Below are 18864 nucleotides of genomic sequence, written 5' to 3'. Positions count from 1 at the left end.
TTAAATTAAATGGTGGGAGAAGCAATGACAGCAAAAATAATAGCCTTAGTTCTAACAGCCATTTTCATTAGCGCCTGCTCTGTTGAAGACCCATACGAAACTGGACCAACTGAATCACAGCAGGCCGAACAAGAAGAACAAGACAAACAAGAAAGCCTGACAGCGCAATGGCAAATCACTATTTCAGACGCTAACGGGGTTGCTGTGAAAAATGCATCAATTGTTGTTGCAGGTGTATCCTATCAGAGTGATAACAATGGCCGTGTTTCCCTTCCCACATTTAAACCAGGCAATTACAGTATCGCAGTTACCAAGGCTGGCTTCGAGCCTTTACTAATCACTCAGCAGCTCTTAGCGTCGGATCAACAGCTCACATTACAGCTAAAAACCAAATCTACGCAAGCCATCACATTGTTTTTTGCTGGTGATACCATGTTTGGTAGGCGATATATGGATCCATCCTTGATAACGATGGGAAACTCTCTTCCTGACGTAGAAGGTGCACTAATTAGGGCGCAGACAGCCGCTCAAGACGCCGTAGAAATCACAAAGTATATTAAGCCTCTAGTTGAACAAGCAGACTTTTCATCAGTCAATCTAGAAACCCCAATATTGAGCACACCAGTAAGCGTACACCCAACCAAAGAATTTGCATTTTTCTCCTTACCAGAGACACTGCAGGGGTTAACTGAAATCGGTGTAGATTATGTCGCACTGGGTAATAACCACGTATACGACTATTTGCAACCTGGCCTTGAAGATACCATAGAATATGTTTCACAAGCTGGCTTGCTATTCAGCGGCGTGGGTAACAACACTACTGAGGCATTTGCGCCGCTTATCACATCAGTGAAAGGCATGTCATTGGGGCTCGTTTCTGCCACTTCAATCACAGGTGATGATAATCCAATTAATTATATTGCTGAAGCACAAAAAGGGGGCGCAGCTGATCTCACTGACAGTAGTCAAGCCGTTGCCGCTGTCGAGCAAGCCATTGAAAAAAGTGATTTTTCCATTGCGCAATTGCATGGCGGTGACGAATACTCCTATGCGCCCACACGATATATCACTAACCGATTCAATTTACTTAGCGAAGCTCAACCGGACCTGTTAATCGCTCACCACCCCCATGTTGCCCAAGGCTTTAGCTTACTCAATAACACTCCTGTATTACTCGGCCTAGGTAATTTTGTGTTTGAGCAAAATCGTATTGAAACCTTACTTGGTGTTGCCGTCATGTTAGAAGTAAGCCCTGATACACAACCAAAAACCACCAGAGCTCGAGCTTATGCCATTTATCTCGAAGACTACCAGCCCAAGTTAGTTACTGGCTTTTTAAGTGATTACCTAATGAGAAGACTAGGCGAGTTTTCACAAGGTGGGGTTTCTGTCATACCTCGACAAGGCTATGCTGATATCGACTTCTATAATCGTGTTGCGCCGAAGCCGTCTGAAACAGCCCAAATCACTCTTGAGCCGGGACTGCATACCATTGATTTGAGAGAGTTTGTACCGAGTAAAGCCTTTTTAACTAAGGTATCCTCTTCAGGAGCTGCAACGCTCAAGCTAGGCAGGGATTTAATGTTATTTGGGGACTTTGAAGACTGGGATAATGATGACACATTTGGTGAAGTATCACGCTGGGAAAATGACAGCGAAAGTATCACACCTTGTCTGACTGGTGCGCGTAATGGCAAACAAGGTATGTGTATGGTACGAACTCAATTTGACAATCGTCCTTTGCGTATGCCGTTTAAGCACACCATTAGAACTATGCCGATTACCCCGAGTGAGACAACTCTTGGAGCCTATCACGACATGACATTGATAGGTTACAACAAGGGGCTCAATGCAGGCGCTTTTGATGTTGAGCTGTCCATTACCACATCAGAAGACAATTTATTATTCTCAGAGCAAACTATTCGCATATCGGAACCGGGAGAATACAACTGGCAAATGTTTGAGCACAGCTTTTCCTTACCGAGCGATAATAATACTTTAGGACCCGAACAGCTCCCAGCACGTGCCGTAAAACTTGCGCTTTTGCACACACCACCACAAAACGGAGAAGCCACCCTCATTTTAGACGATCTGGCTCTCATCTCATGGCAAAAAGATCTCCTTTTAGATAATAATGTCTGGCAGGCCAATGAGATACATGGTCTAGACTTTTTACGAGTATCAACGCAACAAGAAGTCACGTTATCTCTCGAATTTTCGACGCTTGACTAGGTTGCTCAATATGTCGATAAAACAGCAGTTTTTTATAATCAAACGACAAAAGACTTTTTGGTCTACTATGCTGCTGTGCGCACTGACGTTACTAATCACTTTTACTGGTACTTTAGACAAATTAAATGCGCTTATTTATCTTGAGTTTAGCCAAAACTTAAACAGACAAAATACACAAGTTGTGGTGATCGAGTCCAATAACTTGCTGGCAGAGCAAACAGCGCTCATTTCTAAGCTCAGGGATCAACAAGCAAAAGCAATCGTTATATTTAGTCACGTCGGTGGAAACCAACAGCTGTCCTTTGACAATGTCTATTTTCCTTACGCAGATCCAAGATACTGCCTCCCAATACTGGAGTCTTGGCTAGGATATGAAATTATCATTCAGCAAGCTCCCAGCCATTGTAAAAGCGTTTGGCAAGCTATACTTGGCGACCAATATCAGGCACAAGGCCAGCTGCTTGATTTTTCACTTGCTCCACAAGCATTGACCAAATTCAGCTCTGATAGACTGCTATCAGATGATGTTTTCTTAACCCAACTTAAAGATAAAGTCGTTTTAGTTTCTCAGAACCAGTTGAATTTTGCGCTGCCAGTTAGGGCGCCAAAAATTAATACGTTCAGAGATCCGGTTTATCTTCACGCCTATATTGCAGATAACTTTTTAGAGCAAACACTGGTCACGCTAACACCAACCACATACGCAGCCGCTTTGCAGTTGCTCATTTTGGCCATCTTGCTCATCACCTATCAAAGGTGCAGCTTTAGTACAGGGCTGGCTATCGCCTGCGCAGTGATCTTATGCTGTATTCTATCAGCCTATATCTGTGTCAGATTCTTTAACTACTTTTTACCGAGCGGGCAAATTATTTTCACCAATTTAGTGACTTTGCTCTGGGTATTTTTCTCTCGAAAATGGGCTGAAGAAATCGAGTTAAACGACATTATTGGCAATGTTCAACAGCGTATGATGGGCAGGTATCTGCCGCAGGCATTCAGTGCACAAAGCAGCCCCTGGGATGCCATTATCACATTAGTAAACCAACAGCTGGCATTGAAACGCTCAATTTTTCTAGCGCGTACCGAAGGAGATCATAGGCTTCATGAAATCCGTGCGATCAATTGTAGTTTATCTGATATTCACGAAATGCGTCGGGATTATGAGCGCCCTCCATACTCAGATGCTATTAAAGCTTTTGGTGCATTGCACATTACACGACCCTTTTTCAATGAGTTAACTGAGTCTGAAGCGCAGTATGTGGTGCCATTGATGTATGCTGGAGATATACGTGGTTTTTGGGCTATGACGGTAGAACCCAATGAGTACTTTGATGAAGAGCGTTTTATTCAAAACGTTAATCGGTTTGCTAATCAAATTGGGGAGTTGCTTTTCCACTTTCGCATTTTTGAAAATCAACAAAAAGCCAATACCAGCGCACTCACAAAAGCGCTCACATTAGCACTACAAAAACCGTTAAGTCAGCAAGTAAAATCATCTATCGGTGATATGGAGCAAAAACTCTCGACACTTGAGCACGTTTTCAATCAAATTCATACAGCGGCTATCATGTTTAATCTCTTTGGCCAAGTTGTACAAACAAATCAAAGAATTGAGGAAATTGCTAAACACAATGAAATGTCACTATTTGAAATGACCGCACTAGACTTACTCGAGCGAGTTACTCATCTAGACAGTGAAAAAGCCAAAGGCAAGCTACGCTACATCACTTTGCAACAAGGTGAGCTATACATGCCCGCACAACTTGGCCAGGCAACTTTCATCTTGAGTATACGTTCTCTACGCGCAGCACGTACCACCAGCAGTATTGGCGAGCCCTTCGAAGTTGGTGGTATATTGTTTGAGTTTATTGATATTTCTTTTTTAATTAAACAACTGGAAGATCCTGCTCAACTTATAAAACAGCTCGAAATGATCCAGCCGATCAGTGAGCTAGAAAGCCACGATATCAAGGCGCAACCTTAATGGATTGGGTACTACAGTTATTTCCCAATGGTAGTGGTTTAGGGCAGTCCGTCATTACAACTGTGTGGGTTGGTATTGCTGTAGTTTGCATGCTTAATTTGCGTTTTGGTTTTCCTCTTACCGGGCTTGTTGTACCGGGTTATCTCGTCCCCTTATTCATAGTTACACCTGTATCTGCCGTTGTCATCATTATTGAGGCCATAGTGGTTTACGCCGTGATGCTTTTTAGTGCCAAAACTTTAATGGAAAGATTTGGTTTTGGTGAAATGTTTGGTCGAGATCGTTTTTTCGCCATCATTCTGATTAGCATTTTAGTTAGGGTGGTTATGGATACATTACTGTGGCCACTGGTTGCAATGTATCTGGCTCAGTGGGATATCACCTTTGATTACTCTAGCCAGCTATACAGCCTCGGCTTAGTCATCATCGCTTTGACCGCCAACGTCATGTGGAATGGCGGGTTCAAATATGGCATGCGAGTTACCTTGATCCAGCTCTTTGTAACCTACTTGCTTGTGCGTTTTCTATTGATGCCATTTACAAACTTTAGTATTGCCAACCTTGCTATTATGTACGAAGCAGTCGCAGCATCCATCGTGGCAGCACCCAAAGCCTATATTATTTTGGTGATCACCGCTTTTATTGCATCCCGAGCCAATATTAAATATGGCTGGGAATTTAACGGTATCATGCTACCAGCACTGCTTGCTCTGCAATTGATGCAACCGACTAAATTACTCACTTCATTTGCTGAAACAGCCGTAATCTTGATATTGGGTGGGTCAATATTAACCTTCACAAAACTGCGCCATGCTAACTTCGAAGGTGCAAGGCTATTACTGTTCTTTTTCAATATCGGCTTCTTATACAAAATCATCTTAAATTATGTTGTGGTAAATTATTATCCGACGCTAAAAGTCACCGACACATTTGCGTTTGGCTACATGCTTTCAACCTTACTTGCATTAAAAATATACCAAAAAAATGCCCTAGGTTTAGTTATACGCGCCACCTTTCAAACATCGATTGTCGGTGGGCTAGTTGCTATTACGACCGGCTTTTTAATTATGTTTATCCCTGCTATTTTTACGACACCAGCAGAGCAACTAAATACCAATGACAATACTGAAGTCGCTTTGAGCCAACAAATTAGTGCTTATAAAAGCTACTTATACACACAGCAAAGCGAACATGTTTCAATTAGCCAATACCAACAAGCGCAGTCGATTCAACACTTCATTAGCGCTATTCGGGTGCTTAATCGCGACAGGCAAGATAAAGAAAATATTCGCCTCGCGAGGCGCCTGCTCTCACAGGCCCAATTTTCTCTTTTTGAAGATGACCAATATTTATATATCAGAGACACCAATACAAACATGGTTAGAGGCTTTTATGTCCTCTCAAAAACACCAAGCAAATCCCATGTTGTCAGTGTGCCATATCCATCAAGTGAGCGCGTCGCCAGCGACGCCGCAGGCCTGTTGTTTCAATTGTTAGAAAGTAACGCTCTAGTATTAGGTACACAATTCACCCCTTCCATTGCAACACAACAAGTGTCTCAACAAAGCCCATTTTATAATGCTTTCTTTTCGGTGTTTGACGACCCTGAAGTATTGCAAATTCGATCAGTCAATCAATATACTCGAACTCATTTACAATTAAGCCCATTTGGTGTGCAAAGCCAGTTTTGGATTTTTAATCAACTGCCAACATCACTCTCTCAGCGTCAGCTAACTAACTTGATGGGCTTTGAACGTGGCCAGTTTGGGATGTTGCACAGTAGCAGCCTGCCCACCCCCGATTTTAACGGTAAAATGGTCGAAGCCTATATCGATGGCCCAAGCTACTCAAACCTCTTGTCTGAAGTAGTGCTAAGTGCCAGCACAGGCTCTGATGTCGCCGTCACATTTATTAACTCAGAGCTCGACGAACTCATCGATGCTTTTGCCCCTCACATTAGTGCCAAAGGCAGTAACCAATATCAAGAATTGACTAACAATGAAGCAGCCCTTTGGGAATTTGAAATCCTCGGCCCCATATATGACCTTGTTGAGCAGCAGACAGATAGAGAATTTGACCAAAACGAGTTGAATCGCTTAGCTCGCATCAATCATATTGCCAATATGATGGGCTATCAAATCCAAATTCTTGACAATGAGCAAGCACAATATATTGTGCTTACACCTTTAAATACACAACAAAGCTACCAACAAGGACAAGGACTTTATGTCATTAACATGCACCCAAATGCAATGTTAAGTATTCAAGTACCTAGACCCTTGTTTGAAAGCAACACTCTCAAGTTTTCTGGTAAGTTATTTGCCAACACCAATGCCAAATCCCTGTTGATCGCAGGTGCTCACCCTTATGCCAATGAACAAGCTAATGTAATGGCACCAGCAAATGTCAGAAGCTTATTCAATGTGATCCATCAAGGTACGCTTCGCTATTTTTCCACCCACCCAATTCTTAGTCTGCAAGTGCGTAGCCATAGCGCCCCCTCGTACATCAGACCCAGCGCAATCGCGTTCCAATTTACTCACCCCGACGAGCAACAAGAAAGTACTCTCAAGGGCTTGCAACACACTTTGAAAAATTTGGGTGTCAACACCCAAATTGTTGCTGGACAAATAGAAACTCGCGGACTTGAAATAGGTACTTCACCACAATCAGGGTATCGGCTATTTAGCCCTGTCAGTGAGCTTGCCACACTCTGGTTAGCATCTGATTTTAAGCAACATTTCGCGATTTCTGAACAAGCGCTACTGCAACGTTTGCTCGCGGTATCCGCACAGCCTTATATTAAGCCACTCAATACGGTCGTACTGAGCCCAAATGACTGGCTGTTAGAGAATGCGCTTTCTATCACTCAAGATATTCGCACACTTGCTGAGCAATACTCACAGGATCAGCACCTACCACTGCTGTTTGAGTTTTGCAAAAGATACTCAGACTGTCACTTGCAAGCCGTTCGTATAGAGCAAACACAGCAACTCGCACTCACCATTAAGTTGCGCAATAAGCTACTTGCGATATACACCCCTACAAGCAATAAAGTTCTGACTATCAATGACTTTAACTATGCATCAGGGAGGGTACAGCATGTATTGGATTAAAAAAATACTTCACATAGTCATTACCTTAATATTCCTGACTATTATGTTATGGGTCAGCTTTAATGGGGTATTGTGGTTAACCTCTGCAGAACAATTGGAGGAGCGCAGCGAAGACGAAACACGCTCCGTGGTTCACTGGTTAGCAGAAGATAAATATATTTCATTTAACTTTTCTTCATCTAGGACCCGCTCCATAAGGTTGCTTTCCAACGCTATTTTTGATGGTCAAAAAGCTTTTGACGAACCCGTCAATTACGCCATCGAATATCAATTGTTTAACAGCCAAGGAGCATTACTAGAAGAACACACTTACCACCATGCATCTAAACTGGTGTTGGCAGCACAAGAGCAGCAAGTCAAGCAAATCATTGAAGATCGTAAAGCTTTATCTGTAGCGTCGGGACAATCATTCTATATCGATGTATCAAATTACCCCGATGCCAGCCAAATCAAATTAAAACTGCTTCCTGAAGAAGATACATTGCGAGGTGTCGTAGTTAGGTTGCATGCACAAACACTCACCGATATAGATGACAGTCAGCAAATATGGCTGAAGCTGCCTTTGGATTGGCGTGAACGGATGTTGAATTACCACACTCTGGGTGGCAATGCACTCACCGCACATGAACTTACCAATGCGGTAAGTTATGACTGGATGAAACTTGCACCGCAAGGGATCCCCAATATTGATTTTGTCAGTGACATCTTGTACGAAACACTGCCTTATAATGTGATTACCTATGACTTTTCCGCACAGCAATGGGATCTAGATAGCTTTTATTCTGCCCCCAATTTAACCGCAACATTTCGCGTGAAAAGCAGCGAACCACTGCAATTTAATAGTACCGTACCACTGAGCACGCTCCGTCTTACTTGGCACGACTTAAGCCAGCAAGTCGCCCCTTATGAATTACAACCAACGGTAACTTCTGAGCACACCTATCAAATTAACGACATCCGCCCCGGCTTGATAACCATTCAGTCCAGTTTACCAGCGCTAACACATTGGTATCAATCAGAGCAATCCATTGTCGCTTTGCATAGCTATTATTACATATTGACACCAGACACCCCCGCCAATTACACCGTGGCTGGAGGCAGCGATGTGGTGATGGATATACGTGCATTAAATTCCGAAGGCGCACAAGCCTTGCTCTCTTTGTATGACGCTAAAGGTCTCGTATTTGCGCGCCATAAAATTGATTTGGAGTCCCGAGTTTCTCAATTTGACCGTTTGATCACACCAGAGACCTTGCGACAAACCGTCAACGAAAGTGAAAAATACTATCTGCGACTGCCTGAAAACACCGCAAAACTAAGTATATCAAGCCAAGGGAGTTTAGCGGTTAAACTGCAAAGCCGACGCCGAGAATTTCATTATCAAAATGTTGTATGTGAAGAACTGTGTGAAAACCCATTGAGCAACTTTACCGAAATCGGCGCCTGGTTCGCTCAAAAAGCCAGCAATGAATTTGTCTTCACTGAATTACAGCAGATCTTAAAAGTGCGTTTATTTGAAGCACCGCCTCTGCCTGTTGTTAAAGATACAGACTACGCTTCAGAAGCACTGTTTGACCGACACCCTATTTCAAACACTGCACTCATTTTCAGCCCACCAAACTATTTTGAACCCCGCAGCGAGCCAACCCCTGTGCATTTTAGTCAAATTAGCGACATTGATGACATAGATCTCAGCAGCAATACGCAGTTAAAAACACCCAAGGTGATTGCCCTTACCGAACGCAAACCCAAATATGTTGAGTTTGATGCCACTGCCAGTGCGATTAGCAATGAGTTAGTCTCTAAAGCGAATAAAACTACCATGCTATTTTCAAATCAGGGCAGTAACCGACATTTTATCAAATCACGCCTATATAAAGTTAATCGTGGTGATACCTTTTCTATGAACTATCAGGGCAAAAATAAACCACTTTCGATTGTTATTAAACCGTTCACATACCCTGCTGATATAGTCGAACGCGCTCCTTTAGTTATCAGTACACAACTCCGTGGGCAATACCATGCAGGGATCACCAGTGAGTACACGGTCGCGACAAAAAGGTATGCACTAATCCCCACAAACAAACAGGCGTTTATGCTTCACCCGCAATCGACCGATATTGTCAGCTACCCTTCCATTACAATTAAAATCGGAACAGATATGCAAACACTTGAAAAATTTGTGATATCGGCTGAAGATGAGGTGTGGATTAGTATTTTAGAAGAACATAGCGCACAACCACTTACCCCCCAATGGTGGCAGAATGAAAATACATAAAATCGTCACAATACTACTTTTCAGCGCCAGCTGGCATTGTTTTGCCACGGTAGAGATACAGTGGCAACAAATAAACAATTGGCTCTCTCAGCCCCATACAATCGCGCCTTGGGAATATCATCAACAGGGGTCGCAACAACGCCCTGTACATGCACTAATATCGCCAACAGCAGTCAATGGGGGGGGAGCACTGGTATACCTGCCCAAGGGCAAACCGTGTTTTGTTTCTATTCCTCATCAGTTTCATGACAAACACACCCTTCAAATTGGTCAGGCACTATTTACATCCACCTGCAATATGATGGTTTACAATACCTATCACAGATATAGCGAAAGCTTGGACAGCCAGCCCATGGACTACTCTAAGCGACTGCGAGGACTTCATGTTGCAGCAGTTCGAGCTTTTCACTCTATTCACCCCAATGCTTCTATATTTCAATTGCATGGATTTAATCAAAATAAGCGTAAATCAGCACAAGGAAAAAAAGCCGACTTTATATTGAGTCAAGGCAGAAGCTACAATGCAAAACTCGCTAAGTTACAAACATGTTTATTGGGACTGAGTGAACATACTTTTGTTTATCAAAAAGACGTCTTTGAACTCGGTGGAACCAAAAATGTATTACACAAAATAGGGCTGGCTCCGCACCGATTTATCCATATTGAAATAAGCAAACCCATGCGCTCAAAACTCATCTCTCAATCAGCCAGTATGGAGCAATTTAATTTATGCCTCTCTTACTCACGCTGATATTAGTTTGCGGGTTATTTATCACTCAGGCATTCGGACAAAATGCAAACTTGCAAAGCGATGTGCGATGGTATGACGCTGAAACCTATCAGCTGACACGAAGCGCAGCTGATATAAGCCTTAATCATGAACAGGCCAAATACCTATTTCTGCCTGCTGGACAATGGCTTTCAACCACGCTAGACACGTTGAATTCTTTGTCTTTTTGGCAAGGGCAAACCTTCAGTGCGCTTATGCAAGTCAAAAAGCAACAGTGGATCTGTCAACAAAACATGTGCCAGCTAAATGCCTCTTTACGACCACGAGTGATAAAAGTCATCAACCAACAACAGGATGGTCAGTTTGAATTATGGCGTGGGTTTCAACATGCTCATAGAGATCCCTTTCGTCGTGCTGTGGCTCTGCCTTTACCAGGAAAAACCATCGCATTAGCGCAGGAACATACGACTATTTACCCATTGAATAAATCGCAAAGTATTAAGGTCTATTTTAAACAAGCAAAAAAGCTAAAACTGACAGTACACCGCAACCTCTATGACTTGAGTCAGGGAGGTAAAGTGCAAGCTTTGATCAATGGGATACCTGCAAGCATCATAAATGTTTCTGAAGCACAGGCTCAGGAGTTTACCCACCATAAATTGGGGGTTGCGAATGTGGACTATATCGCAGTCCCCGCAAATAGCTATTTAACTTTACAAAGTAGCTCGAGTACCTGGGTCAAGCTCGAACAAATGCACCGTGGGATATATGATCAAGGTGCAGGCATAAAACAGCGAGAAAAATTGCTTAACCCATACTGGGTCAATAATTTAGATAGTGCGCTGCGCCAAGTTTATTTTGACCATGACATTTCGAGTATCACGCAATTTAACCCTGAACACGCAAGCGCTTTGGCGATCAGACGTCACCAAGATTTCATTAGTACTATCTCTACTGGCTCGTTTTTGACACCTGACAGCAGCGCAAATAAACCATTGACCACCCACCGAAGGCTCGTTGCCATTTATCAGGCGCCACGCGAAGCAAAACAGCATTTAATGCTCAGTCACACAACAGGTATGCTGCAATATAACCGCCTTGTAGAATCCCTAAAGTATAACATTCGCGATGAGCAGCGCGTCAGCGAAAATGCTATTTTGTACGTCAGGTCAAACCGACCAACCGAGCTTGTCGTTGATATAAAAAAAGTACGTCATAAGATTAAAGTTCTCCCTAAGCAAGGCTTTGTACCGCTTAATCTACATATTGATATGAACGCAGAAGAAGTTACTGTATTTTCTGCCAGTGACGCGAAGGTTGATATCGCCATGCAAGTGCGTACCTTACTCCCTTTGCCAAACAACGAGCTCCTTTACGCTCAACCAACCCCTTTGGCACTTAAAAGTCCCTCAATTGCAGCACTCATGCAGCGTATTCAAGCAGACAAAGCAAAGAGCTTTCTAAACAGTCTATCTAACTTTCAGTTGCAAACAACACCACAAGACCCTCCTTTGCTCGCACTTGCACAAAGCCGAGGCCACTGGATGTATCAACTAGGAGAAGTTGAATATCTTGCGACACTATCCCCAACAAAGGCACTTCCAAAGTTACGAACGTTATTAGATAGTCCTTTCCCCAGTGTGCAACTACGTGCCTGGCAACTGAGGTTGGATATTCTCACCAGCCTAAACCGCCAAAACGCAGTGTTGCGTTATTTAGCGGCACTGCTGCAACAAGACAATGCCGCGTTAAGTGATTTTGCCGCGAAAAAACTTCTAAGCCGATATCAACAAACCAACCAAATATTTAATATTCAGGGCTTATGTGCATTAAAGCAAAAGCTTAAAGGCTGTGCAAAACTGGTCACAAGCACGTTGTTGGCGCAGGGCAAGCTGTTGGAAACACTGTGGCTGGATCACGATAAACGTCAAACTAACCCAAACGATAGCACTCTCTATGATCGACTCGGTTATGCATCATATGGAGGACAATTGTTGGATATACAGCCTAGGTATGACATTACACACGCTCAACAAGTGCAATTAACTGCCGAAACAGCGGAATACAAAGCGTACCGCTTGGAAAAACAACCACTAACCATCACGGCTCATTCCGATATTAATATACAAATAAGCGCACGTACTTATGGATTAAAGTCAGGTGAGCACGCTATTGGCTGGCTGCACGCAGATAAAGGTACCAATTTGCACTTTATGCCGATATACAGTGATGTGTTATCAACGACATACGTCCATACACCTCTAGAAGCGCCGTTGTCTGTGGCATCAAATAGTGTAATTTCCTTGCATGCAGGCGAAACCCTGACATTGAGCAGCAAAGAAATAGCCTTTGTTCAATTGCAAATATTTGACTCAACTTACTTTAATCCGTATTCATCACAACAGCTCAGTGAATTTGCATTAAGTACGCCCTTTTTGGAACTATTGCACACTACTAACACTTACAATTCGGCAGCGTTTACCAAGCTACTCAATAATAGTTTGTATCGGCTAGAGCAATACTCGTTAAAAGATCACGAGTTTACTGCCCTATTTTCCAAACTAAACAAACTTAATGTACCACCTTCACTCTCTCAACTTCATGATCGGGTGCAGAGTTATGGTCACTGGGTACCGATGCAAAAGTATCTCAATTATGCCGGCACACAGCTTGTTGACCTGTCGCCCATTGAAACACGTAGCATTGCAGAGCAATTGAGTCGTCACACTGCTACCAATGCAGAAACGAAGGGGATCACCATTCGCCCGTATCACACGCTTTCTCTAGACTTCAATGCATTATCAGCAATGCAAATTCGATTAATGTTCTATTTTTCTGATGCCGAGTTAATTTCTAATGCCGCTACGTTAGTCGCTATAGAAACTGCCAATGACAATACTGTATGGCCTGTTTCAAACACGCAAACTCCATTTGGTCTAGAACAAACAGAACTGCGCAATGGGATAGTAAAAATCCGTTGGCTTAACCCTTATTTATCACAGGTTCTACAAGTTGAAGTTCAAGTATTGCAAGGAACGCGGTGGCAGAGTGTTGAACTGGATCAAAGACAACTTTTTTACTATGCCACCAGCGAGCAACCAATAATTGCCAAACTGGACCAAGATGCTTTGGTCAAAATAGAGCAATTCAAAGACTTGCAGCGACAAGAGGAAATAGAATTTTATCCTGCGGGCACCATTGAGATCCCCCACCACTATGCAAATCTTGCCCGCCTGTTTGCATGGCAGCTTAATGCAAATCGCCAGAAGCTTGCGGTGGCCCCTCCTGTTACACCACTGAAATTGACTCGGCCAACTTTGCGCTTTGAACAACTAGCAAAACATTTCAATACACCATTGATCAGTGCCAATGGTAATAAAACCCACATTGAAGGTTTTATGAGTTATGACAGAGACGGCATTTTTCAAACAAGTGAGCCAATAGACACAGCACACCGTCTCGATTTTGGGATCCGATTGCGCAATCGTTATAGGCAGAATTGGTACAGACTAGAAGGCGCATATCGCCTTAACAATTTACGCTATGAGTCTTTCGCTCTAAACGGGATTTATAATTGGCTGGATGACGATACCCCGTGGTACGTCGAAGCTGGCATGTACAACCGCTGGCAGGAAGCTAAGCTCAATAATGAAAGCCACCTAACTTCACATATTGATGCAACTATTGGTCAAATTTGGCGAGATGACGTTTCAGTTCGCCATCAGTGGTGGTGGCAACCCTACTTTTATTACACCAGTATTGATAAACAAGAATACTTGGATGATCCATTTATTAGCCAAGATATGTATAACTTTTATCGTGCGCAGCACATGCATGGCTGGCAAGGGGGCTACCGTATCCGATATCAGCCTTGGGTTGATAGCCAATTCAGTGCCCAAATCAGTACCGTTTCTAACGAAGACTGGACAAGTTTAGATACCGCTACACTCAGTGGCAACTGGCAACAATATTATGAAGGCCATATTTTCAGCGTTGGATTAAGTAGCAGCTATGTCTTTGCCGATCAACATCGTCCCAATGCAACATGGCAGTACTTAACCTCAATCAGTTGGCAAACGCTTTTCGATTTTAGCGAAGAAACAGCGGGGTGGATAAGTTTAAACTGGACGCAGGACTGGTTTAGAAACAATCACAACGTGCGCTTTGAAGTCACCTTAGGTAATTTACAAAACACCGGTTTCGCGCCGTTTGCTCACGACGAAATTATATTTGAATCTCTGCAACTGACCCATTTCCTAGAGCAAGACATTAATGGCAGATAAAACCTTAAAACGACAATTACAAGACCTTTTATTTGCCGATACTGAGCGATTTTGGCTCAACCTGTATCAGCATAAATACCAAACTCTTGTCGATGAACTAGCTGAGTGGGAACTGGTTAAAAACAAACCGGAACAAGAACAAACATCTTATTGGCAGCTGTTACAAACCATCGCTTTTTTACGCCATAAAATTGAAAATTATCACGGTAAGCTTCAGGCAATTGATGCCGATTACAAAAGTTTTATAGAAAGACTTAATAAAGCGGAATTAAAAGCGGAGAAAGAACTGCATATTTTAAAATATGCGGAACAGCTAGGGGCAACACGCTTACAATTGCAAAAAGATAAGCTAGCCTTCGCTCGCTGGTTCGATGAGGGGGCAGTCATTTCCCGATATCAATCCAATGTTTCAGAAATTGAGCAGGATTTGAAGTTTTTGATAGCCAAGTTAGGGGCACTTACGAACCGTTACCTCCGTTCAAGTAAAGATGATTTAAGCACAGCTTGGCAGAAATTAGATTTACAGCCATTTTTTATTCATTTGCTCGCTCATAGCAACAGCTTCCATATTCGTCACGGCATGATCCGTGCTCTGGTGAATCAAGTTTCCCTGATCCACGAATTTAGTGCAGATCCAGAGTTGGATGCAGATTTAGTCGCGCAACTCATAGAGTTATTAGAGGCAGAAAACACACCTTACCTAGCTGTTATAGATATTTTAGAAATTCTTATACACCAGCGCCCTACATTTATTCGCAGTTTTATGTGGTCTAAAGTGGCTGAGTCTGTCAATGACTTTCCAGAAAAGCCCAAAAGTAATGATCAACTATTCATTCTGATAGCCCTGCCAAAAGTGCTAGTTCAGCAACGCACTTTAACAAATTCAGACTTGAAGCTTTTGCAGCAACTCGCTACCCACCCTTACCCTAGAGTAAGACAAGCAACAATCGAATTCATCCCCTATTATGAAGACAATTTTGCAATTCAGTTGTTAGAGCAAAGGTTTGCCGATGAAACCGCTGACGCCATTCGATTCACGCTAATCAAACAATTGACCGCTGCGCGGTTTAGCGAAAACGACTTTGCGTTTACCCAATGGAAGCGCTGCTTGCAAGGCGAAGAGAGCTTTGAGATCAAACGAATTATACTGGAGCAAAGCGCTCGACTCATGCTCAATATGCAACTTGAGACCGAACAACCTGATGTAATATTTGAGCAGTTTGTCGATGTGCTTAACACGCAACTGGCGCAGGAGCCGAATCTCGCGGTAAGGCGTTTTATTTCTAGGACGCGCGAGCAACTCAACAGTTTTTATATTCAAGAACTGATCGTAGATATTGAGGATCAATTAACAGCCAAACAAACGATCTCGCTGCATAGCGACGCCGGATTAGATGAGATTGGCCGCGCATTGAGTTTTATAGCGCAGTCAGAGCTTGGGTTTAATGGTTACAAACAAGGCCAATCGTGGCAAATCCATGAAGGTACGGTGAAGGGCCGCAGGTTATGGCGAATATGGCATGAGTTTTTTACCCCGAGCACGGACAAACGACAAAGCTATAGTCATACTAAAGCTAAAAAGCCCTCTGCTGAGTTACATGTTCCTAGTTGCACCACAGCTGAGATCAGTGAAACCAATGTGCCAGGGGAAGCGCTCTACCATCTAAACGAACACTCAGCGCGCCCGTACTTACCACTGCCTGACTACTTGCTCTCGATACTGAGCCAAGATCACTTGCCTACGCAAGCAAAAAGTTACACACCAGATGGTATTTTGACGATCACTCGTCCAGATTCTTTGCTCAAAAGACTGCGTGCATACTGGCATATTTCACTCAAATTCGCGTCATTCGATCAGCTGAGAAAAGGCGGAGAGATTGAACAGCAAAATTACATCGAAACCATTCGGCAGCTTGGGTTTAAAATTGAGTTTAATGAATATGGCTCCACACTCAATGCTGAATTTCCTGTTGAAAGCGGTATTCGTCAGCTATTTGCGCGCTCCTCAATCACCACTGCGCTGATTAATATTAGCTTAGGCTTTAAGGAGTACTTGTACTCAATTTACCAAAATAGTATTGGCCAACTGGTGTTTTTTGTCTGTGCGTTTATGGCCTATTTTTGGTCTCGGCATATAAAGGTAAGCCAAGATATTCAGCGCAATCGAAAACACATTCCCATTTCAATTGGTGGCTGGGGAACCCGAGGAAAATCAGGAACTGAGCGCCTGAAATCCGCGTTATTTAGTAGTATAGCTCTAAAGGTGATCACCAAAACCACGGGCTGTGAAGCCATGATGATTTATACCACCAGTAACGGAGAACAACACGAACTGCCACTATTTAGACCATTCGATAAAGCCAGTATTTGGGAGCAAAGCGATGTATTAGCATTTGCCAAATCAGTCAAAGCCGATGTGTTTTTATGGGAATGCATGGGACTTACGCCAAGATACGTCAGAATTTTAAGGCGCTGGATGAATGATAATTTTGCCACAATAACCAATGCCTACCCTGACCACGAAGATATTTTGGGCCCCACTGGTATTGACGTAGCCAATGAAATGTCTGCATTTATCGGCTCAAATACACAAGTATTTACTGCAGAGCAGTGCATGTTTCCAGTGCTAAACAAATCCGCGGAACAAAAAAACTCCACACTAATTCAAGTTCATTGGGGAGATGGTTTTCAAATTACCGATGATATTCGCGCTTTATACCCCTATGAAGAGCACCCCGATAACATAGCATTGGTCTGCAAAATGGCCCAATATATTGGTATCAATAAGGATTATGTGTTTAAAGAAACTGCGGAAAGAATCGTTCCAGACATTGGCGTTTTACAACACTTTGAACAGGCTCCAATAGGCAACATCAGGCAATCCTTCGTCAATAGTATGTCTGCCAACGAGCGACTTGCGACCATAGAAAACTGGCGACGCCTGAACTTGTTTACCCTGAGTCAACAGCCAACCGTACAAACCGTTGCGTTGATCAATAACCGAAATGACCGCATCGCACGCACCAAAGTCTTTGCTCAAATACTGATTGAAGATTTAACTTTCGACCATATTGTTGTGATTGGCACAAATGTTGACGGTTTTCTCGCATACTTCAAACAAGCTGTACACTCACGTATCACGCGCATTATCACAAACAATGACAAAGAAGATTTAGCTAAGCTTTTAGAGCAGTTTAAGTGCTTACTATCAGAACAAGCACTGTGTGAAAAACTCGCTGCACTGCTACCCAACAGTCAAACCACAATCCAAGCACTGCAAGATAAAGCATATATTATCGCTTTTTTGGAACAACATGTGAGCTGCGAGCGTCAGCGTCAACACTTTATAGATCTCATAGACAACTGGTACATGGCTCAAGAGTTAATTGCCATAGAAGATTTGAGTCAAAATGAAAAAGCCTTTAGCGATAAGCTAATTCAATTACTCTTACAACGTACACATTTAATTGAAAACCCCTACATCAGCGCAGATGAACTCACACAAAAAATTGCAAAGCTTGGAATAAATGGTCAACACCAGCTCATCGTAGGCATGCAAAATATCAAAGGTGCTGGACTAAATTATGTATACGCTTGGCAAAAGTGGCATCATCTACACCAAACTTGCGACCAATTGCTCAGCCATCACATTAGCCAAGCTCAATTTCGCCAAGGGCTGCTTAAATTATCTCAGACATCGCGCATAGGTGTTATTGAGCACGATTATTTCAATGCTTTTCTGGCCAAGCTTAGTAAGTTACCTCACGCACAAAATGAATTCAGTCAGGCCGAAATAGCGCACCTCAAAGAGCGACTACAAACAAAGGACACACAGTCAAATAAAGAAGTCGAAGATATTAAGCAAAATAGAGTGACCCGATTTGTCTTGCAAGTTGTAGAATCGTTTTTAGATGCAGGCGCAGCGGTAAAGCGCAAGAAAACTGCGCAGCAGGTATATAAAGATATTGCTTCACAACGAATTACCTTGGAAAAAGCCATTGCAGTTTTAGCGGCACTTAACCGTAGCCAAAAACCGGGATGGTTGGCCCTGCAACAGAAACGGAAAAAGTTTACCGGGAGTAAAAATTAATACTTTTCTACTAAATTAGACTAAAATTAAATTTAAGGAATAATAAATTCCAGTCATTTTTTGTATTTTAATTGACCTCAGCTCACAAAACTAAGAAAATAAGATTAGAAGAAACGAATCTAATTTAACATTTTACTAACAACGGATGTTT

At 42.8% G+C, this 18864-nt stretch carries 7 protein-coding genes; all 7 read left to right on the top strand.

The window, feature by feature from the left end:
* Positions 1-24: 24 nt before the first annotated feature.
* Genes J8M00_RS21255 through J8M00_RS21225 form a run of 7 tightly spaced genes read left to right on the top strand, consistent with a single transcriptional unit; the run spans position 25 to position 18713 of the window.
* The gene (locus tag J8M00_RS21255; RefSeq protein WP_211012476.1) at positions 25-2232 is read left to right on the top strand and encodes a CapA family protein; all 2208 of its coding nucleotides are present in this window, start codon (positions 25-27) and stop codon (positions 2230-2232) included.
* Positions 2233-2242: 10 nt separating this feature from the next.
* Positions 2243-4216, top strand: coding sequence for a hypothetical protein (locus J8M00_RS21250; RefSeq protein ID WP_211012475.1), 1974 nt, complete (start codon positions 2243-2245; stop codon positions 4214-4216).
* Positions 4216-7332, top strand: coding sequence for a poly-gamma-glutamate biosynthesis protein PgsC/CapC (locus J8M00_RS21245; protein ID WP_211012474.1), 3117 nt, complete (start codon positions 4216-4218; stop codon positions 7330-7332). The genes J8M00_RS21250 and J8M00_RS21245 overlap by 1 nt, the downstream gene beginning before the upstream one ends.
* Complete coding sequence (locus J8M00_RS21240) at positions 7319-9610, top strand: hypothetical protein (RefSeq protein ID WP_211012473.1); 2292 nt, start codon at positions 7319-7321, stop codon at positions 9608-9610. The genes J8M00_RS21245 and J8M00_RS21240 overlap by 14 nt, the downstream gene beginning before the upstream one ends.
* Entirely contained in the window at positions 9597-10361 is a 765-nt protein-coding gene (locus J8M00_RS21235; RefSeq protein ID WP_211012472.1) for a hypothetical protein, read from the top strand. Before J8M00_RS21240 ends, J8M00_RS21235 begins: the two co-directional genes overlap by 14 nt.
* Positions 10340-14623: a hypothetical protein gene (locus tag J8M00_RS21230; RefSeq protein WP_211012471.1), complete on the top strand. Its 4284-nt coding sequence runs from the start codon at positions 10340-10342 to the stop codon at positions 14621-14623. Before J8M00_RS21235 ends, J8M00_RS21230 begins: the two co-directional genes overlap by 22 nt.
* Positions 14613-18713 carry a poly-gamma-glutamate synthase PgsB gene (locus J8M00_RS21225; protein ID WP_211012470.1) on the top strand — a complete coding sequence of 1367 codons (4101 nt, stop codon included), beginning with the start codon at positions 14613-14615 and terminating at the stop codon, positions 18711-18713. Before J8M00_RS21230 ends, J8M00_RS21225 begins: the two co-directional genes overlap by 11 nt.
* Positions 18714-18864: the final 151 nt, after the last annotated feature.

Origin of the sequence: Pseudoalteromonas luteoviolacea (assembly GCF_018100925.1) — a bacterium.
GTDB classification, from domain to species: Bacteria; Pseudomonadota; Gammaproteobacteria; order Enterobacterales; family Alteromonadaceae; genus Pseudoalteromonas; species Pseudoalteromonas obscura.
This window is presented reverse-complemented; position numbering and strand designations above follow the sequence as displayed.

What these genes read in the sequence shown, in the direction of transcription:
- J8M00_RS21240 (WP_211012473.1), top strand. Translation starts at nt 7,319, where the DNA reads ATGTATTGGATTAAAAAAATACTTCACATAGTCATTACCTTAATATTC.
- J8M00_RS21235 (WP_211012472.1), top strand. Translation starts at nt 9,597, where the DNA reads ATGAAAATACATAAAATCGTCACAATACTACTTTTCAGCGCCAGCTGG.
- J8M00_RS21230 (WP_211012471.1), top strand. Translation starts at nt 10,340, where the DNA reads ATGCCTCTCTTACTCACGCTGATATTAGTTTGCGGGTTATTTATCACT.
- J8M00_RS21225 (WP_211012470.1), top strand. Translation starts at nt 14,613, where the DNA reads ATGGCAGATAAAACCTTAAAACGACAATTACAAGACCTTTTATTTGCC.
- J8M00_RS21255 (WP_211012476.1), top strand. Translation starts at nt 25, where the DNA reads ATGACAGCAAAAATAATAGCCTTAGTTCTAACAGCCATTTTCATTAGC.
- J8M00_RS21250 (WP_211012475.1), top strand. Translation starts at nt 2,243, where the DNA reads ATGTCGATAAAACAGCAGTTTTTTATAATCAAACGACAAAAGACTTTT.
- J8M00_RS21245 (WP_211012474.1), top strand. Translation starts at nt 4,216, where the DNA reads ATGGATTGGGTACTACAGTTATTTCCCAATGGTAGTGGTTTAGGGCAG.